The following is a 25,114-nucleotide window of genomic DNA, read 5'->3' as shown; positions in this document are numbered from 1 at the left end:
ACACGTCTCGCCGACGCCGATACGGCTTACGTCACCTGATACTTAGCTACCGAGCTCTCGTTCCACGCGAGCCCGAGGCCCGGGCCCTTCGCCGTCACCTTGCCGTCGACCACCTGCAGCGGCTCGGCAAGGATGGCGCCGGCGAAATCCAGCACCTCCAGAAAGTGCGCCGTCGGCGTCACCGCCAGCACATGGGCGCTCGCCTCGGGCAGAATGTGGCTCGACATCGGGATCGAGGCGGCATCGGCTTGGCCTGCGACATTGAGCCAGCCGGTGATGCCGCCGACCTTCATCAGGTCGGGCATGATGAAGTCCGAGGCGCCGGCGGCGATCGCCTCGGCGAAGCCGCGCGGAAACCACCAGTTCTCGCCGGCCTGGATCGGGATCTCCGAACGCTCGCGCACCTGGGCGTGACCGGAGAGATTCTCCTGTGGCACCGGCTCCTCGATCCAGGTCAGATCGTAATCGGCGAGGCGCGTAATTCTGCGCGCGGCCTCAGCGGGATGGAGCGACTGGTTGAAGTCGAGCATCAGCGCGATATCCGGCCCGAGCAGAGCGCGCAGCCCCTTGATCATCGCTTCGTCGGTGGCGAGGTCGCCGTGGCCGCCCTTGGTCTTGATGGCGCGAAAGCCGTTTTCGTCGCACGCGCTGCGCAAGGTGCGCGCGTCGTCCTTGGCGTCGAGCACGCCGTAGCTGTCATAGGCGGGAATGGGGCGTGCGGAGCCGCCGAGCAGCTCGACGACCGGCTTGCCGGCGATCTGACCCAGCGCATCCCAGAACGCCATGTCGAGGCCGGAGACGGCCATGCCGACCAGCCCCTGCCAGCCGAGCAGGCGGAATTTGGCGTCCATGGCCTTCATCAGTTCGAACGGCACCAGCGCCTTGCCGGTGAGCTCGCGGCCGATCTCCTCGACCAGTTGCACCAGCGGCTTCAAGGCGAGCCTGGTGTAAGCGAACAGGTAGGAGTGGCCGGTAATCCCCTGATCGGTCGTGACGTCGATCAGCACCAGCGGGCCGGCATCGATGATGCCGAAGGCGTTGCGCAGCGGTCGCTTCATCGGCGTGACGACGGCGCGCGCGGTGACGCCGGTGATGGCGGCGGTGGTCATGGGAGTTCTCCCTGGTTCGTTTCCTCAACCGATCTCATACCACCGGACGAGCCGCGGCGCCGCCCAGTTCGTGGCCATGCTCTCGATCAGGGAACGGCCGGATTGCTCGGCCAGGAACGCAATGCGCTGGGTCTGGCCGGCCTCCACGGCGAGCGTGTCCAGCCAATAGGGCTTCCAGCCATCGTCGAGCCGGTCGAGCAGCCGGAACGGCTGGCCATGCAGGTGGACCACCGTCGCCCCGGCGGTCTTGTTGGCCAGTGCCAGCACGACGACGCGTCCGGGCTTGGCCCGGAAGGCGGGCGCGCTGCCGGCATTGAACTGGGCCGGCGGGCGCCAGTCAGGTCCGTCGAGCGCCAGCTCGGCGCGAACGGCCGAGCGGAGGTCGAGCTTGTCGGGCAAGCCGTTCGCGGGCAGGGGCGCCGGAAGGGGCAGGGGCGCAGCGCGCAGCGGCGGCTCGTTCGCCAGCGTCAGGCGCGCCACCGGGCGCGCCGAGGTGCCGTCGTGCAACAGTACTTGCAGCGGCGCCTTGGCGGCGGGCATGTCGATGAAGACGTCGGTGCGGCCCCCGGGCGGCAGCACCACGGCGCCGTTGCGAGCGAGGAACGGCTCGGCCGGCTGGCTGTCGATGGCCATCACCCTGACGTCCCCGAGCTCGGCGATTTTGATCGCGATCACAGCGCGGTGGCAGCCATTGATGAACCGAAGCCTGACCCGCGCCTGGGCGCGCAGCGCGATCTCCGGCTGGAGCCGTCCGTTGACGGTGTAGAGCAGCTCGGAATCCTTCGGGTCGGTTCCCGGTGCGATCGCTGTGCCGTCGGGCTTGAGTCGGAAGTCCTCGACCAGGAAAACCTCGTCGCGGTCAATGGTTACCGCTGTGGCCTCGTCAACGATGAGAGGCAGCGGTCGGTTCGGCGCGGCGGCGGCATCGGCGAGCAGCCGCAGGTCGAGGAGACCGGTCCCGGCGCGCGGGCTCGCGGCGACGATCGTGGTGCGGCCGCCCGGTCCGACCGGCTGCTGCATCAGCAGCGGCGTTGGCATTGCAAGGCCGCGGACGGACAGCGCCGCTGGTACCGAGAGCCCGTTGGCGAAAGCGAGATCGAGCGCGCTCCCGCGCGCCAGCCGGAGCACCGACCCGCCTCCGGCAAGCTGCCAGACCCGAGAGGGGCTCCGGCCGGGGAACAAGGGCAGAGATTCGGCCCGCGCCTCCAAGGCAACGGCCATCCGTTCGGCAGCCGGCGCAAGCTGGGGGAACGAGGTCGCCCAGGCTGCGGCAAAGCCGCCGAGCACGGCGCGGCGGCTGACCGCTCCGACGGGCTGCGTCATGCGACAAAACATTGTGCGTTGAGGGGGATGCGGATCATGTCGTTTTCCCTTATGTGTGCCGCGAGCTTGGCCGATCGGCCGGCCGCGGGTGCTTGTTGGGCCCATTTTTTTGCTGCGGACGGTTTCGCGCGTGGTATAAGCCGCGCCGCCCGCGGCATCGCGGCCGGGCTATCGATGCAGTTCACGCGGGCGTGGCGGAACTGGTAGACGCGCTGGATTTAGGTTCCAGTGACGAAAGTTGTGGGGGTTCGAGTCCCTCCGCCCGCACCAAGCGCTTCTCCGGCGTTTGCCCCAAGTTTCACGGCGCATCCGTGCTCCTGCGACAGGAGAGCGGGGGCACCGATCCCACCGGCGCAAGGCTCGTTGCCGCGCGTCGTCCACAATTGAATCAGGTGTGTTCGGATCGCAAGGGTCCGGGCCGAAGCGGAAGAAGATTGACGCCATGCAGGTCACAGAAACCTTGTCGGAAGGCTTGAAGCACGAGTTCCAGATCAGCGTTCCCGCGGCCGATCTCGACGCCAAGGCGGATGCTCGGCTGGTCGACATGAAGGACAAGGTCCGCATCAACGGCTTCCGGCCCGGCAAGGTGCCGGTCGCGCATCTGAAGAAGATCTACGGCAAGTCGGTCATGGCCGAGACCATCGACCAGACGATCCGCGACACCAACACGCAGATCTTCACCGAGCGCGGCTTCCGCCTGGCCACCGAGCCGAAGGTGACGATGCCGACCGAGGAAGCCGAGGTGGAGAAGATCCTCGCCGGCCAGACCGACCTGACCTACACCGTCGCGATCGAGGTCGTGCCGGCGATCGCCCTCGCCGACTTCAAGACCTTCTCGGTCGAGAAGCCGGTCGCCGACATCACCGATGCCGACGTCGACGAGGCGATCAAGCGCCTGGCCGACGCCAACCGTAGCTACGCGGCGAAGGCCGAGGGCGCGAAGGCCGCGAGCGGTGACCGCGTGAAGATCAACTTCAAGGGCACGATCGACGGCGTCGCCTTCGACGGTGGGACGGGCGAGGGCATCGACGTCGTGATCGGCTCGAACACCTTCATTCCCGGCTTCGAGGATCAGCTGATCGGCATCGGCGCAGGCGAGACGCGCACGCTGAAGGTCTCGTTCCCGACCAACTATCTGAACAACGAGCTGGCCGGCAAAGCCGCTGAGTTCGAGACCACCGCCACCGCCATCGAGGCGCCGGAGGACAAGGTCGTCGACGACGAGTTTGCCAAGACGCTGGGGCTCGAATCGCTCGACAAGCTGAAGCAGCTCATGCGCGATCGTCTCGCCGGCGAGTTCAACCAGGCGACCCGTCAGCGCGTGAAGCGCGCGCTGCTCGATCGTCTCGACGAGACGCACAAGTTCGATGCGCCGCCGTCGCTGATCGAGGAGGAGTTCAACTTGATGTGGAACTCGGTCAAGGCCGAGATGGATTCCAGCGGCAAGACCTTTGCGGACGAGAACACCACCGAGGACAAGGCGAAGGAGGAGTACCGCACCATCGCCGACCGCCGTGTGCGCCTCGGCCTGGTGCTGTCGGAGATCGGCGAGAAGAACAAGATCACCGTGACCGACGACGAGGTCAGCCGCGCCGTGATCGAGCGTGCGCGCTCGATGCCGGGCCGCGAGAAGGAGGTCTGGGACTTCTATCGCAGCAACCCGCAGGCGCTCGCGCAGCTGCGCGCGCCGATCTACGAGGACAAGGTCGTCGACTTCATCCTCGAACTCGCCAACGTGACCGAGAAGAAGGTCTCCAAGGACGAGCTGTTCAAGGACGACGACAGCGACAAGGCGGCCTGATCAGGCCACCGTCGGTCGGGTTTGCGACATCAGCGCATGATTAAGGTTGACCGGCGAAAGCGCCGGTCAGCCTGGTTCCGGCGCTGGCCGCCGCGGCGGGAATCAGCTTGAACAGGACAACGACCTCGCTTGCGGTTGGCCAGGATATCCGGTCTTGTCACCGGGAAATTGGTCCATATCTGTGGGCTCGGTCTTGAAGTTCTGCATCACGGGGCCACTGTCCGTCGCTGCTCGCTGAACGAGCCTCACCTGCGGCGGCCAGTCGTCTTCAACTGCTGGTCCAACCCTTGGGTGATTCATGCGCGATCCCGTCGAAACCTATATGAACCTTGTGCCCATGGTGGTCGAGCAGACCAACCGCGGTGAGCGCGCCTACGACATCTTCTCGCGCCTCCTGAAGGAGCGCATCATCTTCGTGACCGGTCCGGTCGAGGACGGCATGGCGACGTTGATCGTCGCGCAGCTCCTCTTCCTCGAGGCCGAAAACCCGAAGAAGGAGATCGCGATGTACATCAACTCGCCGGGCGGCGTGGTGACGTCGGGCCTCGCGATCTACGACACGATGCAGTTCATCCGTCCGGCCGTGTCGACGCTGTGCACCGGCCAGGCGGCCTCGATGGGGTCGCTGCTGCTTTGCGCCGGTCACAAGGACATGCGCTTCTCGCTGCCGAACTCGCGCATCATGGTGCATCAGCCGTCCGGCGGCTTCCAGGGCCAGGCGACCGACATCATGCTGCATGCCCAGGAGATCCTGAACCTGAAGAAGCGGCTCAACGAGATCTACGTCAAGCACACCGGCCAGCCCTACAAGGCGATCGAGGATGCGCTGGAACGCGACAAATTCCTCACGGCGGAAGCCGCCCAGGAGTTCGGCCTGATCGACAAGGTGCTCGACAAGCGGCCGGAAGATCCGGCGGCGATGGGCAAGTGAGCCAACGGTGAGCGAGGCGGGGGCCCGATGTACGGCCTTCGGGATGCAACGGCGGCTCCTTTGCCGGCTTCGGCCGGGAAAGGTGCTGAGGTAGGGTCGCAAAAGGGTCGCAACCCTGCCGTGCAACCGGCAAACAGGCGTGGCAAACCCGCAACGTTCAGCCGATTTCGCGTGTTCTTACCGTGTCAAGCCCCAAAATCACGGTAATGTCACGGTCTAGGGTCTGTCCTCCGATTAGCGAATTCTTGATAGTCGGATGACAGCATGATTGGCTAGAGTGTCCAGTTATGGATCGTGGGGGATTCGCGTAGGCCGTGGGTGCACGGCGGGTGAAGAACAAGGTCTTAATTTTGGTACGAAATTTGCTCTTTCACCAATCTGGACCGGCCTTTGCCGGATCGGAGCGAACGAGCGGACAAGAGCGAACCGCGGACGGAGACAGGAATGAGTAAGGTCGGCCAGGGCGATGCCAAGAACACGCTATATTGCTCGTTCTGCGGTAAGAGCCAGCACGAAGTCCGCAAACTGATCGCAGGTCCAACCGTCTTCATTTGCGACGAGTGCGTCGAGCTCTGCATGGACATCATCCGCGAGGAGAACAAGTCCTCGCTGGTCAAGTCGCGCGACGGCATTCCGACCCCAAAGGAGATCTGCAAGGTTCTCGACGATTACGTGATCGGTCAGAACCATGCCAAGAAGGTGCTGTCGGTCGCCGTGCACAACCACTACAAGCGGCTCAACCACCAGACCAAGCACTCCGACGTCGAGCTCGCGAAGTCGAACATCCTGCTGATCGGTCCGACCGGTTCGGGCAAGACGCTGCTCGCGCAGACGCTCGCCCGCATCCTGGACGTGCCGTTCACGATGGCGGATGCGACGACCCTGACCGAGGCCGGCTATGTCGGTGAGGACGTCGAGAACATCATCCTGAAGCTGCTGCAGGCCGCCGACTACAATGTCGAGCGTGCGCAGCGTGGCATTGTCTACATCGACGAGATCGACAAGATCAGTCGCAAGTCGGACAATCCCTCGATCACCCGCGACGTGTCGGGCGAGGGTGTCCAGCAGGCGCTGCTCAAGATCATGGAAGGCACGGTTGCATCGGTTCCGCCGCAGGGGGGCCGCAAGCATCCGCAGCAGGAGTTCCTGCAGGTCGACACCACCAACATCCTGTTCATCTGCGGTGGTGCGTTCTCCGGCCTCGAGAAGATCATCTCGGCGCGCGGCCGGTCGACCTCGATCGGCTTCGCCGCCCAGGTTCTGGCGCCGGAAGACCGCCGCACCGGCGAGATCTTCCGTCACGTCGAGCCCGAGGATCTGCTGAAGTACGGCCTGATCCCGGAGTTCGTCGGCCGTCTGCCGGTCGTTGCGACACTCGAGGACCTCGACGAGAACTCGCTGAAGAAGATCCTGACCGAGCCGAAGAACGCGCTGGTGAAGCAGTATCAGCGGCTGTTCGAAATGGAGAACATCGAGCTGACCTTCGCCGACGAGGCGCTGGGCGCAGTGGCCCGCAAGGCCATCGAGCGCAAGACCGGCGCGCGCGGCCTGCGGTCGATCCTCGAGAGCATCCTGCTCGAGACGATGTTCGACCTGCCGGGTCTCGAAGGCGTCGAGGAAGTGGTCATCTCGCGCGAGGTGGTCGAGGGCACCGCCCGTCCGCTCTACATCTACGCCGATCGTTCCGATCGCGCGGTGGAAAGCAGCGCCAGCGCGTGAAGCGCGCTGGTACGATAGACAGAAGACCTCGATTTGTTGGATTGGCGATCGCTGCGGACCTCGCGTCCGCGGCATCGCAGCGTTTCAGTATCCCGCCGCGTAAAGCCATTTTTGGCGGGTGTTTACCGATACTTGACACCCCCCGGGTCGATAGCCACCTAATGTCGCGTGGCGATACAAATCTCAATCCCGGGATTCGCCTCAACAAACGATCCGAAACAAGCGGGCGATATCGACGCGTCAGTGATGTCCGGATCAGATCGCACCTTGTGGCGGTTGCGCACGATGGCGGACTGCGTGCAAGGGGGCTAAACAGAAGGAACAGGCCATGACGACCCCCAAACCCCGGCCGACCATCGTTTACGGCGAGAGCCACGCCTATCCGGTTCTGCCGCTCCGCGACATCGTCGTCTTCCCGCACAACATCGTTCCGCTGTTCGTCGGCCGCGAGAAGTCCATCCGCGCCCTCGAAGAGGTGATGAAGAACGACGCGCTGGTGATGCTGGCGACGCAGAAGAACGCGTCCGACGATGATCCAGCTCCGGATGCGATCTACGAGACCGGGACGCTCGCCAGCGTGCTGCAACTCCTGAAGCTGCCCGACGGCACCGTGAAGGTGCTGGTCGAGGGCCTGGAGCGCGCGCGCGTCGAGAAGTACACCGATCGCGCCGACTACTACGAAGCGACCGCCGTTGCGCTCGAGGATACCGATGCCAAGTCGGTCGAAGCCGAAGCGCTGGGCCGCTCCGTCGTGTCGGACTTCGAGAGCTATGTGAAGCTGAACAAGAAGATCTCGGCTGAGGTCGTCGGCGTCGTTCAGTCGATCACCGATTTCGGCAAGCTGGCCGACACCGTCGCTTCGCATCTCGCCGTCAAGATCGCCGATCGCCAGGGCATCCTGGAGACGCTGTCCGTCACCACGCGCCTGGAGAAGGTGCTGGGCCTGATGGAGAGCGAGATCTCCGTGCTGCAGGTCGAGAAGCGGATTCGTTCTCGTGTCAAACGGCAAATGGAGAAGACCCAGCGCGAGTACTACCTGAATGAGCAGATGAAGGCCATTCAGAAGGAGCTGGGTGACGAGGACGGCCGCGACGAGCTCGCCGATCTGGAAGAGCGCATCAACAAGACCAAGCTCTCCAAGGAAGCACGCGAGAAGGCCCAGCACGAATTGAAGAAGCTGCGCCAGATGTCGCCGATGTCCGCGGAAGCGACCGTCGTGCGTAACTACCTGGATTGGCTGCTGTCGATTCCGTGGAACAAGAAGTCCAAGGTGAAGAAGGATCTGGAGGCCGCGCAGGCGGTTCTGGATGCGGATCACTATGGGCTGGAGAAGGTCAAGGACCGTATCGTCGAGTATCTGGCGGTGCAGTCCCGCGCCAACAAGCTGACCGGCCCGATTCTGTGCCTGGTCGGACCTCCCGGCGTCGGCAAGACCTCGCTCGGCAAGTCGATCGCGAAGGCCACCGGCCGCGAGTTCGTTCGCGTGTCGCTGGGCGGCGTGCGCGACGAGGCGGAGATCCGCGGTCATCGCCGGACCTATATCGGTTCGATGCCCGGCAAGATCATCCAGTCGATGCGCAAGGCCAAGACCTCGAATCCTCTCTTCCTGCTGGACGAGATCGACAAGATGGGCTCGGACTTCCGGGGTGACCCGTCGTCGGCGCTGCTGGAGGTCCTGGACCCCGAGCAGAACACGACGTTCAACGATCACTACCTGGAGGTCGATTACGACCTGTCCAACGTGATGTTCATCACGACCGCGAATACGCTGAATATTCCCGGGCCGCTGATGGACCGCATGGAGATCATCCGTATCGCGGGCTACACCGAGACCGAAAAGCTCGAGATCGCCCGCAAGCACCTGATCCCCAGCGCGATCTCAAAGCATGGCCTGGACTCGAAGGAGTGGTCGATCGACGACGACGCCTTGCTGCTCGTGATTCGGCGCTACACCCGCGAGGCGGGCGTGCGTAACCTGGAGCGTGAGATTTCCACACTGGCCCGCAAGGCCGTGAAGGAGCTCATGATGTCCAAGAAGAAGTCGGTGAAGATCACCGAGAAGACCGTCGAGGAATTCTTGGGTGTTCCGAAGTACCGCTTCGGTGAGATCGAGAGCGACGATCAGGTCGGGATCGTCACGGGTCTGGCATGGACCGATGTCGGCGGTGAACTGCTCACCATTGAAGGCGTCATGATGCCCGGCAAGGGCAAGATGACCGTGACGGGCAATCTGCGCGACGTCATGAAGGAGTCGATCTCTGCTGCGGCGTCCTACGTCCGCTCGCGGGCGATCGTCTACGGCATCGAGCCGCCGATGTTCGACCGCCGCGACATCCACGTCCACGTTCCGGAGGGGGCGACCCCGAAGGACGGACCGTCGGCGGGTGTTGCGATGGCAACCGCAATCATCTCGGTCATGACAGGCATTCCGATCCGTCACGACGTCGCGATGACCGGCGAGATCACGCTGCGCGGCCGCGTGCTGCCGATCGGCGGTCTGAAGGAGAAGCTGCTGGCTGCATCCCGCGGCGGCATCAAGACGGTGCTGATCCCCGAGGACAACGCCAAGGATCTCACGGAGATTTCCGATGCGATCAAGGGCGGCATGGAGATCATCCCGGTCTCCCGTCTCGACGACGTCGTCGCCCGGGCCCTGGTCCGCAAGCCGGTGCCGATCGTCTGGGAAGAGGACACCAAGGTGCCCGTGAAGGGCGACGGCGATGAAGCCGCCGGTGGCCTGACCGCCCACTGAGGATTGAGTCATCCAAGGAAACGGCGCCCGAACGGGCGCCGTTTTCGTTTCGGCGATTGCGATGGCTCCGAACGTCATGTTGCCGCGGCGCGGCTTTCCGACCCGCCGTGCGGTTCCGCCGTTGATTGCGCGCCGGGCAGGGGGTAAAGAAGCGCTGCGCGACGGGCGGTTAGCTCAGCTGGTTAGAGCATCTCGTTTACACCGAGAGGGTCGGGAGTTCGAATCTCTCACCGCCTACCACGCGTATTTCACCTGAGCTTCATTTCGGAGATGGTCTCGCTGCTATTGCGGCAAACGCAGCTTCTCCAGGCTGATGGCAATCCTTTCCAGAAGCACGTTCGTACGCTTGGTCTCATCGAGCTGCAGCTCGTATATTCGAGCGAACTTCGACAGCGAGCCAGCGCGACTGAGCCAGAACCAAACCCCGATCAGAATGATGAAGGGGAGCCAGGAGACGATCAGCTCCATCAGCCATTGTTGCATCACACCCCCATTCCACTATCCAGACAACCATTTCAGGTAGCGGCATAGCTATATCGCAGCCTCCTGGCGAGGCATAGCTGCGCGGCGATGTCCGCGTCAGACAGGGTTTAGATTCCTTTTCGGCAACTGGTGCGAACCAGGATGATTTTGCGTGGCGACCGGCTGTTGTTCGGTTAGCCTCGCGTGGTGAAACTTTGCGGACGAACCGATGACCGACTTCCTGCGCCACTGCACCGGCGGACACGAGCGCGCCATTGTCGCGGGCACCGACCTGCTCCAGGAGGGCCACAGCACCGGGCATCTCTACATCCTGCTTGAAGGACGTCTGGAGGTGATCAAGGCCGGCGCCACGGTGGCCGTCGTCTCCGAGCCGGGCGCGCTGTTCGGCGAGATGTCGCTGCTGCTGGAGCAGCCGCACACGGCGACCGTGCGGGCGCTGGCCGAGTGCCGGATCTACGAAATCCCGGATGCGCCGCGCTTCCTCACCGAAAATCCCGAGGCGACGCTCGCCATCGCCCGCATGCTGGCGCAGCGTCTCAATGTCGCCAACACCTATCTCGCCGACCTCAAGCGGCAATATGCCGGCCACGGCACGCATCTCGCGATGGTCGGCGACGTTCTGCAGAGCATGATCAACCTGCCGCCGCAGCAGGTCGCGCCAGGAACGGATCTGGAATCCGATCCACGGCTCTGAGCCAGTCCGGCGCTGACGTCACCGGCTGCGCCGGGCGCTGCAGGGGCGCGGCGAGGTCGATCCATTCGGCTTGCCCCGCCGCCAGCCAGAAGGCGCGCTGCTCGTCGGTGTCGAGCACCATGTAGGTCGGCGGCCGTCCGGGCTGCCGTCCGGTGTTGAACACCCAGGTCTCCCCTAAGCGGTCGAACCACGAGCCGTCCTTGATGAAGGGCGACTGATGGACGTGGCCGGAGATCACCATGGCCGGCCGATGCCGTGCGATGAAGCCTTCGAGCTCGGTGTCGCCGAAGAAGCGCTTGCCGCCCCAGCTGACCGGTGAGTTGGCGGGCGGCGCGTGATGCACCCAGATCCAGCGATCGGGCCTGCGTGCGGCGGCGGCTTCGAGCTGGCGCGCGATCGCGGCCTTCACGCGCGGGCCGTCCCACCAGGGGCAGACCGAGAACATGATGTCGTCGACCAGGAGATCGTCGCCATCGGAGGCGATGCCGAGTGCGCGGACGGTGCTGATCCAGGCCGCGATCTTCTCGCCTTCCGCGCTGCGCTCCTCCAGGTCGTGATTGCCGGAGCAGATCATCACGCGCGTCCTGGCGGCGAGCAGCCCGAGATACTTCTTCACGACGACGATCTGCGCGCGGATGTCGACGATCGAGGCGAGGTCGAGCGCATCGCCCGCGAACACGACCAGGTCGAAATGCTCGGCTGCCGCGACCAGCCAGTCGAACTGCGGCAACGCGTAGTGAAGATCGGCAACGATGAGACAGCGCATGAGGCTCCTGACGCCCGGCATCGAAGCAAGAGCGGGACCATATTCTGCCCCCGCTATTGCATCTCGATGCCGTGGACGCCAGCAGGACCAGGGCGTCTCCTGGTCTGTCGACGCCGGTGGTATGATGTTGGCGCGACATCGCGCGCTCGTGCCTTGACAGGCAAGACCCGCGCATGCGCGATGCCAGCTCTCACGATGACCTCAACCAGACAAGGCGCATCATGCAATTGCCTTCAGGAGACGACCGCAACGCCGACCAGATCGCCTATTGGAACGGGCCCGGTGGCCAGCGCTGGTCGGATCGTCAGGAGGCGCAGGACATCCTGCTCGCACCGGTGTCGCAGATCCTGATCGAGCGCATTGCCGCAAAGCCGGGTGATCGCATCCTCGACATCGGCTGCGGCTGCGGTGGTCTTTCGATCGCGCTCGCCCGGCAGGTGAACCCGGGCGGACATGTGCTCGGGGTCGACATCTCCGCGCCGATGCTGGAGCGGGCGCGCGCGGTGGCGCCGGCCGGGCTTGCCACCGAATTCGTGCTGGCCGACGCCACCGTGCATCCGTTCCCGGCTGCGAGCTTCGACCTGCTGGTGTCGCGCTTCGGTGTGATGTTCTTCGCCGATCCCGCGGCGTCTTTCGCCCATATGCGCCGGGCGCTGAAGCCGGGCGGCCGCATCGTGTTCGCCTGCTGGCGCGAGCCGAAGGCCAATCCCTGGATGATCGCGCCGCTGCAGGCAGTGTATCGCCATGTCCCGAAGCTGCCGGAGATGGCGCCGGAGGATCCCGGCCCGTTCGCGTTCGCATCCGAGGCTCGGGTGACACGGATCCTCGGCGAAGCCGGCTTTACCGACATCGCGCTGCAGGCCCACGCGCTGTCGCTCGACATCGCGCGCGGGCAGGGGCTGGACGCCGCCGTGCAATCGGCGTTCGAGATCGGCCCCGCCAGCCGCGCGCTGGAGGGGCATCCGGCGGAGACGCGCGAGGCAGCGCGGCTCTCGGTGAGCGAACTGCTCGCGCAGCATCAGGATGGCGGCAGCGTCACGCTGCCGGGCTCGATCTGGCTGGTGACGGCGCGCGCCTGAGGCCGTACCGGGCTGTCCTCAGGAGCGCTCCTCCCAGATCATTGCCAGATGGACGATGGTCTGCACTGCCTTCTCCATGTCGCGGACGCTGACCCACTCCTGCCGCGAGTGGAAGGCGTGCTCGCCCGCGAAGATGTTGGGGCAGGGCAGCCCCATGAAGGACAGCCGCGAGCCGTCGGTGCCGCCACGGATCGAGGTGCGCACCGGTGTCAGCCCGGCGCGCCGGATCGCGTCCTCGGCATAGGTCACGATCTCGGGATGTAGATCGATGACCTCCTTCATGTTGCGGTATTGCTGCCGGACCTCCATCCGGTAGCTGGAATGCGGATAGTTCGTCATGACGTCCCTGACGACATCCTCCAGCAGCGCCTCCTTCTGCCGCAATCCCTGTTCGCTGAAATCACGCACGATGAAATCGAGCCGTGCCTGCTCCAGCGTGCCGGAGATCCCGACTGGATGCAGAAAGCCCTCCTTGCCCTCGGTCGTTTCCGGCGAGCAGGTGTCCTTCGGCAGGCGATCGACGATGGCCGATGCAATCTTGATGGCGTGCTCGATCTTGCCCTTGGCAAAGCCGGGATGGGCGCTGACGCCGGTGATGGTGATGGTCGCGCCGTCGGCGGAGAAGGTCTCGTCCTCGATATTCCCCGCGGTCTCGCCGTCCATCGTGTAGCCGAAATCGGCACCGAGCTTCTTCAGGTCGACCCGGTCGACGCCGCGCCCGATCTCCTCATCCGGCGTGAACAGGATCTTGATCGTGCCGTGCTTGATCTGGGGATTGCTCAGCAGGAATTGCGCCGCGTCCATGATCTCGGCGATGCCGGCCTTGTTGTCGGCGCCGAGCAGGGTCGTGCCGTCCGAGGTGACGAGATCGTTGCCGATCTGGTCCTTCAGCGCCGGGTGCTCGCCCGGACGGATCACCTGGCTGGAGTCGCCCGGCAGGACGATGTCGCCGCCCTGATAGTTGCGGACGATCTGCGGCTTCACGTCGGCGCCCGAGCAGTCGGGCGAGGTGTCCATGTGCGAGCAGAAGCAGATCACGGGCACCCGCTTGTCCGTCGTCGCCGGGATCGTCGCATAGACGTAGCCGTGCTCGTCGAGATGAGCATCGGACAGCCCCATCGCCTGCAGCTCGGCCGCGAGCAGCCGACCGAGATTCTTCTGCTTGATGGTGGAAGGGCATGTCGGCGAAGTCGGATCGGACTGGGTGTCGATCACGACATAGCGGAGGAACCGGTCGAGGACGGAGTGGGTGAAGCAGAGCGGCGTGTCGGACATGAGCACCACGAAAGTCGGAAGGATTATGTTACCGTCATAGCAAACATACTAATATATCAACTTGCGTATACCACATACCAGATCTGCGCAGCAGCCGTTAATGTGTCACACCGCGGGTAGAAAGTCCCGGCGCACCAATGGCGATCTTGGGTTCAGAACGGGACGAGACTTGGCGAGCTTCCTCGCGCTCCGGAGCGGAAGCGAGCGCCTTGTCGAACATGGTCCGATTCGGAGAGGCTTTCACCTGTCTCTCTGTCCCTCCAATGCCTGCCGACACATGCCTCGGCTGGCGTGACTGGTTGGGTCTGTTGGGGGCTCATCAACGACTTCTCACAAATCGGTTTCATTGTCCTTGACTTCGAAACATCGCCCCTTTAAGTCGCACTCCTCCGCGGATTTCGCGATCACGCGGGAGTAGCTCAGTTGGTTAGAGCGCCGGCCTGTCACGCCGGAGGTCGCGGGTTCGAGCCCCGTCTCTCGCGCCATTTCAGATGGCTCATCTCCCTCAGCCCGATCTTGTTTCCAGTGCGCAACGTCTTGCGCATCCGCGTCCGTCTGGTCCTCGACAAGGCTGCCACTGCGCGGCGGGTGCGGCGCGTGCGATGCGACCTCGGGCGGGCGGCGCCCACGAAAAAGGCCGCCACGAGGGCGGCCCGATGGGCATCCGAAGCTGATCGGCGCGGCGCCCTCGACGCTCAACGCACCATAGAGCCGTTGGAACTGGTCACGACGACCGGCTTGCCGGCCTTGACCGGCGCATGCGAGGCCGTCTGGCTGTAGTCGGCATTGGTCCGGGCCGCGATCCCGAACGCGGTCACGGCGATGCCGGCGATGAGGGCCACGACCACGATCTTCAGATGGGTCGAGCGGTCTGCGGAATGGATCGAGTGGTTCATGTCAGCCTCCCGGCGTCTCAGAGCGCCACTTTGTTGCCGGGATGTGTACCTTCGCTTTGTTTCGATCCGGTTTCTTGGTTTCCTCAAAATGGTTTCATCGGTTGCAGCGCTCCGTGCGGCAATCGGGAGTAAGCGGCGCGGTGGGGCGGAACGACGGGCGTTCGGTCTGGCCTCGGCCACGGTCGAGCCGGGCCATAGCTGTCACGGCTCCGTGTTGTCGATGACCTTGATTCGGCGGCCGACGGCGACCATCTGGCCGATAGCGGTTGCGTATCGGACGATAGCCCCAATCGCGATCAGTCGCTCCCGCTCGATCGCCGCACCGCAGCCCGTTTCCGCCCAGCTCTGGCCTGCGCACAACGCCGTGCGTGCTTGCGACCGCTGCCCTTCAGCGTTGGTCGACGTGACATGCGACACCGTATTGCTGCGGGTCTGCGATGCCGGCCGCGCGCGCGTCCTGGCCTTGCCACGGGCTGCTGTGTGTCCGGCACTCCGCAATGTGGGGAGGGATGACGGTGGCGAGACGGCTCGTCTTGCGCGGCTTGGTGCGCTGCGCTAAGGCTTCGACCAATTCCAATGCAGCGAGTCTGCGGTTTGCACCGAAACCGCAGAGGAAAGTGGCGCCGATGACCGGCATCCTTCAGAACTATCTCCCCCTCGTCGTCTTCATAGGTGTCGCGGCCATCATCGGGGTGGTGCTGCTGATCGCGCCGTTCCTGGTCGCCTATCAGCAGCCCGATCCCGAGAAGCTCTCCGCGTACGAATGCGGCTTCAACGCGTTCGACGACGCCCGCATGAAGTTCGACGTCCGCTTCTACCTGGTTGCCATCCTTTTCATCATCTTCGACCTCGAAGTCGCCTTCCTGTTCCCCTGGGCAGTCGCATTCGGCAAGCTCGGCGCGGCCGGCTTCTGGTCGATGCTGGTGTTCCTGGCCGTGCTGACGGTCGGGTTTGCCTACGAATGGAAGAAAGGCGCGCTTGAATGGGATTGAGCCCGACCCCGTCCTCCGGTCCGGTGATCGCACCGGCCCCCAAGGGCATTCTCGATCCCGCGACCGGCAGGCCGATCGGTGCCAACGACCCGTATTTCCTCGAGGTCAGGCACGAGCTGTCGGACAAGGGATTCTTCGTCGCCACCGCTGACGATCTCATCACCTGGGCCCGCACCGGCTCGCTGATGTGGATGACGTTCGGCCTGGCCTGCTGCGCCGTCGAGATGATGCAGGTCTCGATGCCGCGCTACGACGTCGAGCGCTTCGGCTTCGCGCCGCGCGCTTCGCCGCGCCAGTCGGACGTGATGATCGTCGCGGGCACCCTGACCAACAAGATGGCCCCGGCGCTGCGCAAGGTCTACGACCAGATGCCGGAACCGCGCTACGTCATCTCGATGGGGTCCTGCGCCAATGGCGGAGGCTACTACCACTATTCCTATTCTGTGGTCCGCGGCTGCGACCGTATCGTTCCCATTGACATCTATGTGCCCGGCTGTCCGCCGACCGCGGAAGCGCTGCTGTACGGTGTTCTGCTCTTGCAGAAGAAGATCCGGCGCACCGGCACCATCGAACGCTGAAGGTTTTTCGTTATGGACGACGGCAGGCTCGAGGCCCTTGGGCAGACGATCGTGAGTGCGCTCCCGGGCGCGGCGATCGGCCATTCGGTCGCTTTCAACCAGCTCACGGTGACCGTGGAGCCCGCCCGGATCGTCGAGATCGTGAAGTATCTACGCGATGACCCCGGCTGCCGGTTCATCAACTTCACGGACATTACCGCAGTCGACTACCCGGAGCGCGCGAAGCGGTTCGAGGTGGTCTATCACTTCCTGTCGCCGACGCTGAACACGCGCATCCGGCTCAAGGCCGAGGCCGACGAGACCACGCAGGTGCCGTCGATCATCGACGTGTTCCCCGGCGCCGATTGGTTCGAGCGCGAGGCCTACGATCTCTACGGCGTGATCTTCGTCGGTCATCCCGATATGCGCCGGATCCTCACCGACTACGGCTTCGACGGCCATCCGTTGCGCAAGGACTTCCCGACCACGGGCTTCGTCGAGGTGCGCTACGACGACCAGGAGAAGCGGGTGATCTACGAGCCCGTCCGGCTCAACCAGGAATTCCGCAAGTTCGATTTTCTCTCGCCCTGGGAAGGCGCGGACTATCCGCTGCCGGGCGATGAGAAAGCGACGAAGTGAGTGGGAGCGCGAGCATGAACGAGCAGAGCCCGGCACTCCGCAACTTCACGATCAACTTCGGGCCGCAGCATCCGGCGGCGCACGGTGTGTTGCGTCTGGTCTTGGAGTTGGACGGCGAGGTCGTCGAGCGCGTCGATCCGCATATCGGCCTGCTGCATCGCGGCACCGAGAAGCTGATCGAGACCAAGACCTATCTGCAGGCGATGCCTTACTTCGATCGACTCGACTACGTCGCGCCGATGAACCAGGAGCATGCGTTCTGCCTCGCAGCCGAGCGCCTGCTCGGGATCGAGGTGCCGCGCCGTGGCCAACTGATCCGCGTGCTGTATTCCGAGATCGGTCGCCTGCTGTCGCATCTGCTCAACGTCACCACGCAGGCGATGGATGTCGGCGCGCTGACCCCGCCGCTGTGGGGCTTCGAGGAGCGCGAGAAGCTGATGGTGTTCTATGAGCGCGCCTCCGGCTCGCGCATGCACGCCAACTACTTCCGCATCGGCGGCGTTCACCAGGACCTGCCGACGAAGCTGATCGACGACATCGACGCCTTCTGCGATCCGTTCCTGAAGGTGGTCGACGATCTCGACCAGCTGCTCACCGGCAACCGTATCTTCAAGCAGCGCAACGTCGACATCGGCGTCGTCACCCTGAAGCAGGCCTGGGAGTGGGGTTTCTCCGGCGTCATGGTGCGCGGCTCCGGCGCGGCCTGGGATCTGCGCAAGTCGCAGCCCTACGACGTCTACGCCGAGATGGAGTTCGATATTCCGATCGGCAAGAACGGCGACTGCTACGACCGCTATCTGATCCGTATGGAAGAGATGCGCCAGTCCGTGCGCATCATGAAGCAGTGCATTCAGAAGCTGCGCGCGCCTGACGGGCAGGGGCCGGTGCTGATTACCGACAACAAGATCTCGCCGCCGCGTCGTGGCGAGATGAAGCGCTCGATGGAAGCGCTGATTCATCACTTCAAACTCTACACCGAGGGCTTTCACGTTCCGCCCGGCGAGATCTACGCGGCCGTCGAGGCGCCGAAAGGCGAGTTCGGCGTCTATCTGGTCTCCGACGGCACCAATAAGCCCTACAAGTGCAAGATCCGCGCGCCGGGCTTCGCCCATCTGCAGGCGATGGACTTCCTGTGCCGCGGCCATCTGCTGGCCGACGTCTCGGCCATCCTCGGCTCGCTCGACATCGTGTTCGGAGAGGTGGATCGCTGATGGGCCATGCGCCGATCCAGTTCGATCGTGCTTCCGGAGCGCTCGAAGGAGCGAACCTCTGGGAGCGCACGGCTGCATTGGCGCTGTCCACCGGCTCGAAGATCTCCTCGCACTTCTCGCATCGCGGCTACAACCGCTGCGCCAACCTGCTGCGCCTCGCGCTGCCCGAGCGCGACATCGCGGTGAGGCTCAACCCGGATGCGGTGTTCGAGTTTCCCTATGGCGACGGCTATTGGAGCAAGCTGCTCAACCGCGCCTATCACTATGAGGACGAGCTCGAGCTGCTGTTCCTCGGTACGGTCGATGTCGACTATACTTTCATCGATGGCGGCGCCAATTACGGCTACTGGTCGGTGCTGGTGTCGAGCGCGCCCTACGGGTCGCACAAGGCGATCGCGATCGAGCCGTCGTCGGCGAACTTCGCCAAGCTCGCCAACAATTCGAAGATCAATGGCGGCCGCTTCGAGGTCATAAAGTGCGCGATCGGCGAACGCCGGGGCGTCGCTCACCTGACGGGCACCAAGCACGAGGCCTTCAGCATCGCCGGCGACAGTGCCGGGGGCGAGCGGGTGCCGGTGATGGCGCTCGACGACCTCATCGACGACGGCAAGGTCGCGGCGTCAGGCAAGTACCTGATCAAGCTCGACGTCGAGGGCGTCGAGATCGAGGCGATCAAGGGTGGGGCGCGGCTGCTCGCGACCGACAGCATGATCCTGTGTGAGGAGCACGGGCAGGACCGGAATCATACGGTCTCGCGCTACATCCTCGACCAGACGCCGATGCAGCTGATGGTCTACGACCCCGCGAGCGGCCGTTTCGAGACCGTGACCGAGCTGTCGATCCTCGACCGCATCAAGGTGTCCGCGCACGTCGGCTATAACGTGTTCGGAACTGCAAGTGCCTTCTGGCAGAATCGCGTCGCAGCGCTCAATGCAAGTGCCGCGCGCCGCATGCAATGAAAGACTAGAGAGCCATGTCCGTCCGCCGTCTTGCCCCGAAGGAAGTCCAACCCGCGAGCTTTGCGTTCACGGATGAAAACCTCGCCTTCGCCAAGGCCCAGATCGCGAAATATCCGGAAGGCCGCCAGGCCTCGGCCGTGATCGCGATCCTGTGGCGCGCGCAGGAGCAGAACGAGGGCTGGGTGTCGGAAGCGGCGATCCGCGTCGTCGCCGACATGCTCGGCATGCCCTACATCCGCGTGCTCGAGGTCGCGACCTTCTACACGATGTTCCAGCTGCAGCCGGTCGGCAAGAAGGCGCACGTCCAGGTCTGCGGCACCACGCCGTGCCGGCTGCGTGGCGCCGAGGAGCTGATCGAGGTCTGCAAGCACCGCATCCACCACGACCCGTTCCACCTCTCCAAGGACGGCGACTTCAGCTGGGAAGAGGTCGAGTGCCTGGGCGCATGTGTGAATGCACCGATGGTGCAGGTCTGGAAGGATACCTATGAGGACCTGACCCCGGAGAGCTTCGGCAAGGTGCTCGACGGCTTCGCGACCGGCAATCTGCCGACGCCGGGCCCGCAGAATGGCCGCCAGTTCTCGGCGCCGGCGGGCGGACCGACGACGCTGAAGGAGAAGACATGAGCCGCAATCGCACCCGCGTTGCGGCCCTGACCCAAGAGGGCGCCGCAATGAAGAACTGGCGCTACGTGGCGCTGCACACGCTTGCTGCCGCCGCTTTCATTTTCGTACTGCAGCGGTTCGCGCTGAACGCGACGCTGGAGTCCAGTCTGCTGTGGGCCCTGGTGTTCGGCGGCTGCGCCGCCTTCATCGCCACCATGCAGTCGAACCGCTGAATTCGAGGAAGCCGTCTGATGCTCGACGACAAGGACCGCATCTTCACCAATCTCTACGGCCTGCACGATTGGGGCCTCGAAGGCGCACGCCGGCGCGGCAGCTGGGACGGCACCAAGGGGCTGATCGACAAGGGCCGCGACTGGATCATCAACGAGATGAAGGCGTCGGGCCTGCGCGGCCGCGGCGGCGCCGGCTTCCCGACCGGCCTGAAATGGTCGTTCATGCCGAAGGAGTCGACCGACGGCCGGCCGAGCTATCTCGTCGTCAACGCCGACGAGTCGGAGCCCGGCACCTGCAAGGATCGCGAGATCATGCGGCACGATCCGCATCATCTCGTCGAGGGCTGCCTGCTCGCCAGCTTCGCGATGAATGCGCATGCCTGCTACATCTATGTGCGCGGCGAGTTCATCCGGGAGCGCGAGCGGCTGCAGGTGGCGATCGACCAGGCCTATGAGGCCAATCTGATCGGCAAGAACAACATCCATGGCTGGCCGTTCGATCTCTACGTCGCCCATGGCGCCGGTGCCTACATCTGTGGAGAGGAGACCGCGCTGCTCGAGAGCCTCGAGGGCAAGAAGGGCCAGCCGCGGCTGAAGCCGCCGTTCCCCGCGAATGTCGGCCTCTATGGCTGCCCGACGACGGTCAACAACGTCGAGTCGATCGCGGTTGCGCCGACCATCCTGCGCCGCGGCGCGTCCTGGTTCGCCGGCATCGGCCGGCCGAACAACGTCGGCACCAAGCTGTTCTGCATCTCCGGTCACGTCGAGCGGCCCTGCAACGTCGAAGAGGCGATGGGCATCCCGTTCCGCGAGCTGATCGAGAAACATTGCGGCGGTATCCGCGGCGGCTGGGACAATCTCAAGGCCGTCATCCCCGGCGGCTCGTCGGTGCGCATGGTGCCGGCCGAGCAGATCATCGACACGCCGATGGATTTCGACAGCCTGTCGAAGCTGCGCTCGGGCCTCGGCACCGCAGCCGTGATCGTGATGGACAAGTCGACCGACCTGATCCGGGCGATCGCGCGCATCTCCTATTTCTACAAGCATGAGAGCTGCGGCCAGTGCACGCCGTGCCGCGAGGGCACCGGCTGGATGTGGCGCGTGCTGACCCGCATGGCCGAGGGCCGCGCGCACAAGCGCGAGATCGACATGCTGCTGGAGGTCACCAAGCAGATCGAGGGACACACGATCTGTGCGCTGGGCGACGCCGCGGCCTGGCCGATCCAGGGCCTGATCACGCATTTCCGTCACGAGATCGAGGCGCGCATCGACCAGTATTCGCACAAGGCCGATGCCGACGACGTCGGCGTGCGCGATCCCGCGCACATGGTGGCGGCGGAGTAGGCGATGGCGGTTCGACCCGCCAGCAAGGTTTTCCCTCTCGCTTGCGCCCTCACGGCGCGCAGCGCGGTGGTCCGTGGTTTGAGAGAGATGTGAGGCAATGACCAAGATCATCATCGATGGCAAAGAGATCGATGTGCCGCCGGAGTACACGCTGCTGCAGGCGTGCGAGGCGGCCGGCGCCGAGATCCCGCGCTTCTGCTATCATGAACGGCTGTCGATCGCCGGCAACTGCCGGATGTGCCTCGTCGAGGTGAAGGGCGGACCGAAGCCGGTCGCGAGCTGCGCCTGGGGCGTGCGCGACTGCCGACCAGGCCCGAAGGGCGAGCCGCCGGAGATCTCGACGCGGTCGCCGATGGTCAAGAAGGCACGCGAAGGCGTGATGGAATTCCTTCTGATCAACCATCCGCTGGACTGCCCGATCTGCGACCAGGGCGGCGAGTGCGACCTGCAGGACCAGGCGATGGGCTATGGTGTCGACACCAGCCGCTACGCCGAGAACAAGCGCGCCGTCGAGGACAAATATCTCGGGGCGCTGGTCAAGACCTCGATGACCCGCTGCATCCAGTGCACGCGCTGCGTCCGCTTCTCGGCGGAAGTCTGCGGCGTGCCGGAAATGGGCGCGACCGGTCGTGGCGAGGACATGGAGATCACGACCTATCTCGAGCAGGCGCTAAGCTCGGAGCTGCAGGGCAATCTGGTCGACATCTGCCCGGTGGGCGCGCTGACCTCGAAGCCTTACGCGTTCGCCGCGCGTCCCTGGGAGCTCGGCAAGACGCAGTCGATCGACGTGATGGACGGCGTCGGCTCGGCGATCCGCGTCGACACCCGCGGCCGCGAGGTCATGCGCATCCTGCCGCGCATCAATGACTCCGTGAACGAGGAATGGATCTCCGACAAGACTCGCCACGTCGTCGACGGCCTGCGTACGCAGCGGCTGGATCGTCCTTATGTCCGCGAGGATGGCAAACTGCGCCCGGCCACCTGGCCGGAGGCGTTCAAGGCGATCGCCGCAAAACTGTCGCGCATCGACGGCAAGCGCATCGGCGCGATCGCCGGCGATCTCGCGGCCGTCGAGGAGATGTACGCGCTGAAGGATCTGCTCGCCAAGCTCGGCTCGACCAACGTGGCGGTGCAGGGTGGTGACAGCTTCGATGCCAAGCTGGGCCGTGCGTCCTATCTGTTCAACCCGACCATTGCCGGCATCGAGCAGGCAGATGCGATCCTGATCATCGGCGCCAATCCGCGCAAGGAAGCGGCCGTGCTCAATGCCCGCATCCGCAAGCGCTGGCGCTCGGGCCAGCTCAAGGTCGGTCTGGTCGGCCCCAAGGCCGATCTGACCTATGCCTATGAGCACATCGGCGCGGGCACGGACTCGCTGAGCGACGTCGCCGCCGGCAAGCATTCCTTCGCGACCGCGTTTCGCAACGCCAAGAACCCGATCGTGCTGGTCGGCGCCGGTGCCGCTGCGCGTCACGATGGCGGTGCCATCCTGGCGCTGGCGGCCAAGATCGCGATGGACGTCAATGCCGTGCGCGACGACTGGAACGGTTTTGCGGTGCTGCACGACACAGCGTCCCGCGTCGGCGCGCTCGACATCGGCTTCAATGGTACCGGCCTGACCGGCGCACAGATGACCACCTTCGGCACCATGGACGTGATGTTCCTGCTCGGCGCCGACGAGGTCGAGGTGCCCGAGGGCGTGTTCACGGTTTACATCGGCACCCATGGCGACCGCGGCGCGCATCGCGCCGACGTCATCCTGCCGGGCGCGGCCTACACCGAGAAGTCCGGTCTCTACGTCAACACCGAGGGCCGGGTGCAGATCGCGGCGCGGGCGTCGTTCCCGCCGGGCGAAGCCCGCGAGGACTGGGCGATCATCCGCGCGCTGTCTGACGTGCTCGGCCGCAAGCTCGGCTACGACTCGCTGGCCGCGCTACGTGCCGAGATCATCAAGGCGGTGCCGCATCTCGGCCGCATCGACCAGATCGAGGCCGGCAAGATCGCCGACATCAAGACCCTGGCGGGCAAGGGCGGCAGCCTCGAGAAGGCGCCGTTCAAACCCCTGATCGACGACTTCTATCTCACCAATCCGATCGCGCGCGCCTCGGCGGTCATGGCGGAATGCTCCCGCCTGGCCTCCGGGCAGATGCTGACGGCAGCGGAGTGAGCGTGACCTGATGGCTGATTTCTTCGCAAGCTCGTTCTGGACCGGCTTCCTCTGGCCGCTGATCGTGATGATCGCGCAGAGCGTGCTGCTCCTCGTCGTCCTCCTGGTCGCGATCGCCTACATCCTGCTCGCCGACCGCAAGATCTGGGCCGCGGTGCAGATTCGCCGGGGTCCCAACGTGGTCGGGCCCTTCGGCCTGTTCCAGTCGTTCGCGGACCTGCTGAAGTTCGTGCTCAAGGAGCCGATCATTCCGGCGGGCGCCAACAAGGGCGTCTTCCTGCTGGCGCCGCTGGTATCCTGCGTGCTCGCGCTGGCGGCCTGGGCGGTGATCCCGACCAATCTCGGCTGGGCGATCGCCGACATCAATGTCGGCATCCTCTTCATCTTCGCGATCTCGTCGCTGTCGATCTACGGCATCATCATGGCCGGCTGGTCGTCGAACTCGAAGTACCCGTTCCTGGCGGCGCTGCGCTCGGCGGCGCAGATGGTGTCCTACGAGGTCTCGATCGGCTTCGTGATCATTACCGTGCTGCTCTGTGCCGGCACCCTGAACCTCTCGGCCGTGGTCGAGGCCCAGCACACCCGCGGTCTCGCCAGCCTGATCGGCCTGCCGCAACTGACCATCCTGAACTGGTACGTCTGGCCGCTGTTCCCGATGTTCGTGGTGTTCTACGTCTCGGCCCTGGCCGAGACCAACCGCCCGCCGTTCGACCTGGTCGAGGCGGAATCGGAGCTCGTCGCCGGCTTCATGGTCGAGTACGGCTCGACGCCGTATCTCCTCTTCATGCTCGGCGAATATGTCGCGATCACCACGATGTGCGCGCTGGCGACGATCCTGTTCCTGGGCGGCTGGCTGCCGCCGATCGACGTGGCGCCCTTCAACTGGGTGCCGGGCGTCATTTGGTTCTCGCTGAAACTGTTCTTCATGTTCTTCCTGATCGCGATGGCGAAAGCGATCGTGCCGCGCTACCGCTACGACCAGTTGATGCGACTCGGTTGGAAGGTGTTCCTGCCGCTGTCGCTGGTCATGGTGGTCGTTGTCGCGGGCGTGCTGCACTTCGCCGGAATCGCGCCGAAATGAGGCTGTCATGAACATCTCCGCCACTGCACGGTCGCTGCTGCTGCAGGAGTTCGTCTCCGCGTTCTTCCTCGCGATGCGCTACTTCTTCCAGCCCAAGCCGACCCTGAACTATCCGTTCGAGAAGGGCCCGATCTCGCCGCGCTTCCGCGGCGAGCATGCGTTGCGCCGCTATCCCAATGGCGAGGAGCGCTGTATCGCCTGCAAGCTCTGTGAGGCCGTCTGCCCGGCGCAGGCGATCACGATCGAGGCCGGTCCGCGCCGCAACGACGGTACCCGCCGCACGGTGCGCTACGACATCGACATGGTGAAGTGCATCTATTGCGGCCTGTGCCAGGAAGCCTGTCCGGTGGATGCCATCGTCGAGGGCCCGAACTTCGAGTTCGCGACCGAGACCCGCGAGGAACTCTACTATGACAAGGCCAAGCTGCTCGCGAACGGCGACCGCTGGGAGCGCGAGATCTCCAAAGCCATCGCGCTCGACGCGCCGTACCGCTGAGG

The 25,114-nt window shown here is 64.7% G+C and carries 23 protein-coding genes and 3 tRNA genes; 20 read left to right on the top strand and 6 right to left on the bottom strand.

From position 1 onward, the window contains the following. Window positions 1-26: 26 nt before the first annotated feature. Together HL666_RS33005 and HL666_RS33000 are read right to left on the bottom strand one after the other, a co-directional pair. Window positions 27-1,109, bottom strand: coding sequence for an enolase C-terminal domain-like protein (locus HL666_RS33005; protein ID WP_172185687.1), 1,083 nt, complete (start codon window positions 1,107-1,109; stop codon window positions 27-29). Window positions 1,110-1,133: 24 nt separating this feature from the next. Beyond that, window positions 1,134-2,444, bottom strand: coding sequence for a multicopper oxidase domain-containing protein (locus HL666_RS33000; RefSeq protein WP_172185686.1), 1,311 nt, complete (start codon window positions 2,442-2,444; stop codon window positions 1,134-1,136). A gap of 173 nt (window positions 2,445-2,617) precedes the next feature. Here HL666_RS33000 and HL666_RS32995 point away from each other — a divergent pair. The 6 genes from HL666_RS32995 to HL666_RS32970 all read left to right on the top strand — a co-directional run bounded on the left by HL666_RS32995 (window position 2,618) and on the right by HL666_RS32970 (window position 9,875). Continuing rightward, a tRNA-Leu gene (locus tag HL666_RS32995) sits at window positions 2,618-2,702 on the top strand. A gap of 172 nt (window positions 2,703-2,874) precedes the next feature. Next, on the top strand, window positions 2,875-4,233 hold the full coding sequence (tig, locus tag HL666_RS32990) for a trigger factor (protein WP_172109613.1): 1,359 nt from the start codon (window positions 2,875-2,877) through the stop codon (window positions 4,231-4,233). Window positions 4,234-4,531: 298 nt separating this feature from the next. After that, a complete protein-coding gene (locus HL666_RS32985; protein WP_172109612.1) occupies window positions 4,532-5,164 on the top strand; it encodes an ATP-dependent Clp protease proteolytic subunit in 633 nt (210 codons plus the stop codon). A 444-nt stretch (window positions 5,165-5,608) separates the two neighbouring features. Further along, the gene (gene clpX / locus HL666_RS32980) at window positions 5,609-6,883 is read left to right on the top strand and encodes an ATP-dependent Clp protease ATP-binding subunit ClpX (RefSeq protein ID WP_172109611.1); all 1,275 of its coding nucleotides are present in this window, start codon (window positions 5,609-5,611) and stop codon (window positions 6,881-6,883) included. A gap of 328 nt (window positions 6,884-7,211) precedes the next feature. Further along, window positions 7,212-9,635 carry an endopeptidase La gene (gene lon / locus HL666_RS32975; RefSeq protein WP_172109610.1) on the top strand — a complete coding sequence of 808 codons (2,424 nt, stop codon included), beginning with the start codon at window positions 7,212-7,214 and terminating at the stop codon, window positions 9,633-9,635. Between the two features lie 163 nt (window positions 9,636-9,798). Then, window positions 9,799-9,875, top strand: a tRNA-Val gene (locus HL666_RS32970). Window positions 9,876-9,917: 42 nt separating this feature from the next. Here the strand turns inward: HL666_RS32970 and HL666_RS32965 are convergent. After that, the gene (locus HL666_RS32965; RefSeq protein ID WP_172109834.1) at window positions 9,918-10,118 is read right to left on the bottom strand and encodes a hypothetical protein; all 201 of its coding nucleotides are present in this window, start codon (window positions 10,116-10,118) and stop codon (window positions 9,918-9,920) included. A gap of 208 nt (window positions 10,119-10,326) precedes the next feature. Here HL666_RS32965 and HL666_RS32960 point away from each other — a divergent pair, with 208 nt between their 5' ends. Then, window positions 10,327-10,812 (top strand): Crp/Fnr family transcriptional regulator, encoded by a 486-nt coding sequence (locus HL666_RS32960; protein ID WP_172185685.1) that lies wholly within the window; start codon window positions 10,327-10,329, stop codon window positions 10,810-10,812. Here the strand turns inward: HL666_RS32960 and HL666_RS32955 are convergent. Continuing rightward, window positions 10,751-11,578 carry a metallophosphoesterase family protein gene (locus HL666_RS32955; RefSeq protein ID WP_172185684.1) on the bottom strand — a complete coding sequence of 276 codons (828 nt, stop codon included), beginning with the start codon at window positions 11,576-11,578 and terminating at the stop codon, window positions 10,751-10,753. The genes HL666_RS32960 and HL666_RS32955 overlap by 62 nt on opposite strands. A gap of 221 nt (window positions 11,579-11,799) precedes the next feature. On the opposite strand from HL666_RS32955, the gene HL666_RS32950 reads away from it, so the two are divergent. Then, window positions 11,800-12,657, top strand: coding sequence for a class I SAM-dependent methyltransferase (locus tag HL666_RS32950; protein ID WP_172109833.1), 858 nt, complete (start codon window positions 11,800-11,802; stop codon window positions 12,655-12,657). An 18-nt stretch (window positions 12,658-12,675) separates the two neighbouring features. Here the strand turns inward: HL666_RS32950 and pepT are convergent, their stop codons facing one another. Then, window positions 12,676-13,932 (bottom strand): peptidase T, encoded by a 1,257-nt coding sequence (gene pepT, locus HL666_RS32945; RefSeq protein WP_172109607.1) that lies wholly within the window; start codon window positions 13,930-13,932, stop codon window positions 12,676-12,678. A 408-nt stretch (window positions 13,933-14,340) separates the two neighbouring features. On the opposite strand from pepT, the gene HL666_RS32940 reads away from it, so the two are divergent. Further along, window positions 14,341-14,417: transfer RNA gene (locus HL666_RS32940), tRNA-Asp, on the top strand. Between the two features lie 210 nt (window positions 14,418-14,627). Here the strand turns inward: HL666_RS32940 and HL666_RS32935 are convergent. Continuing rightward, window positions 14,628-14,828 (bottom strand): hypothetical protein, encoded by a 201-nt coding sequence (locus HL666_RS32935; protein WP_172109606.1) that lies wholly within the window; start codon window positions 14,826-14,828, stop codon window positions 14,628-14,630. 626 nt (window positions 14,829-15,454) lie between these two features. On the opposite strand from HL666_RS32935, the gene HL666_RS32925 reads away from it, so the two are divergent. The 11 genes from HL666_RS32925 (at window position 15,455) to nuoI (ending at window position 25,112) form a co-directional block, all read left to right on the top strand. Beyond that, window positions 15,455-15,820 (top strand): NADH-quinone oxidoreductase subunit A, encoded by a 366-nt coding sequence (locus tag HL666_RS32925; protein ID WP_008964559.1) that lies wholly within the window; start codon window positions 15,455-15,457, stop codon window positions 15,818-15,820. Further along, window positions 15,817-16,398: a NuoB/complex I 20 kDa subunit family protein gene (locus tag HL666_RS32920; protein WP_172132828.1), complete on the top strand. Its 582-nt coding sequence runs from the start codon at window positions 15,817-15,819 to the stop codon at window positions 16,396-16,398. Before HL666_RS32925 ends, HL666_RS32920 begins: the two co-directional genes overlap by 4 nt. 12 nt (window positions 16,399-16,410) lie before the next feature. Then, entirely contained in the window at window positions 16,411-17,016 is a 606-nt protein-coding gene (locus HL666_RS32915; protein ID WP_172109605.1) for an NADH-quinone oxidoreductase subunit C, read from the top strand. A 14-nt stretch (window positions 17,017-17,030) separates the two neighbouring features. Continuing rightward, window positions 17,031-18,227 (top strand): NADH-quinone oxidoreductase subunit D, encoded by a 1,197-nt coding sequence (locus tag HL666_RS32910; protein ID WP_172109604.1) that lies wholly within the window; start codon window positions 17,031-17,033, stop codon window positions 18,225-18,227. Then, window positions 18,227-19,186, top strand: coding sequence for an FkbM family methyltransferase (locus HL666_RS32905; RefSeq protein ID WP_172185682.1), 960 nt, complete (start codon window positions 18,227-18,229; stop codon window positions 19,184-19,186). The genes HL666_RS32910 and HL666_RS32905 overlap by 1 nt, the downstream gene beginning before the upstream one ends. 14 nt (window positions 19,187-19,200) lie before the next feature. Then, on the top strand, window positions 19,201-19,812 hold the full coding sequence (nuoE, locus tag HL666_RS32900; RefSeq protein ID WP_172109602.1) for an NADH-quinone oxidoreductase subunit NuoE: 612 nt from the start codon (window positions 19,201-19,203) through the stop codon (window positions 19,810-19,812). Further along, window positions 19,809-20,024 carry a hypothetical protein gene (locus HL666_RS32895; RefSeq protein WP_172109601.1) on the top strand — a complete coding sequence of 72 codons (216 nt, stop codon included), beginning with the start codon at window positions 19,809-19,811 and terminating at the stop codon, window positions 20,022-20,024. The genes nuoE and HL666_RS32895 overlap by 4 nt, the downstream gene beginning before the upstream one ends. Before the next feature lie 18 nt (window positions 20,025-20,042). Then, on the top strand, window positions 20,043-21,368 hold the full coding sequence (gene nuoF, locus HL666_RS32890) for an NADH-quinone oxidoreductase subunit NuoF (protein WP_172132663.1): 1,326 nt from the start codon (window positions 20,043-20,045) through the stop codon (window positions 21,366-21,368). Between the two features lie 97 nt (window positions 21,369-21,465). Next, window positions 21,466-23,535 carry an NADH-quinone oxidoreductase subunit NuoG gene (gene nuoG / locus HL666_RS32885; protein ID WP_172109599.1) on the top strand — a complete coding sequence of 690 codons (2,070 nt, stop codon included), beginning with the start codon at window positions 21,466-21,468 and terminating at the stop codon, window positions 23,533-23,535. A 10-nt stretch (window positions 23,536-23,545) separates the two neighbouring features. Continuing rightward, a complete protein-coding gene (gene nuoH / locus HL666_RS32880; protein WP_172132662.1) occupies window positions 23,546-24,616 on the top strand; it encodes an NADH-quinone oxidoreductase subunit NuoH in 1,071 nt (356 codons plus the stop codon). A gap of 7 nt (window positions 24,617-24,623) precedes the next feature. Continuing rightward, on the top strand, window positions 24,624-25,112 hold the full coding sequence (gene nuoI, locus HL666_RS32875) for an NADH-quinone oxidoreductase subunit NuoI (RefSeq protein WP_006611003.1): 489 nt from the start codon (window positions 24,624-24,626) through the stop codon (window positions 25,110-25,112). Window positions 25,113-25,114 lie beyond the last annotated feature (2 nt).

This window comes from Bradyrhizobium aeschynomenes, from assembly GCF_013178945.1.
GTDB classification, from domain to species: Bacteria; Pseudomonadota; Alphaproteobacteria; order Rhizobiales; family Xanthobacteraceae; genus Bradyrhizobium; species Bradyrhizobium aeschynomenes.
The sequence above is the reverse complement of the archived record's forward strand: the minus strand, read 5'-3'. Positions and strand labels throughout refer to the sequence as shown.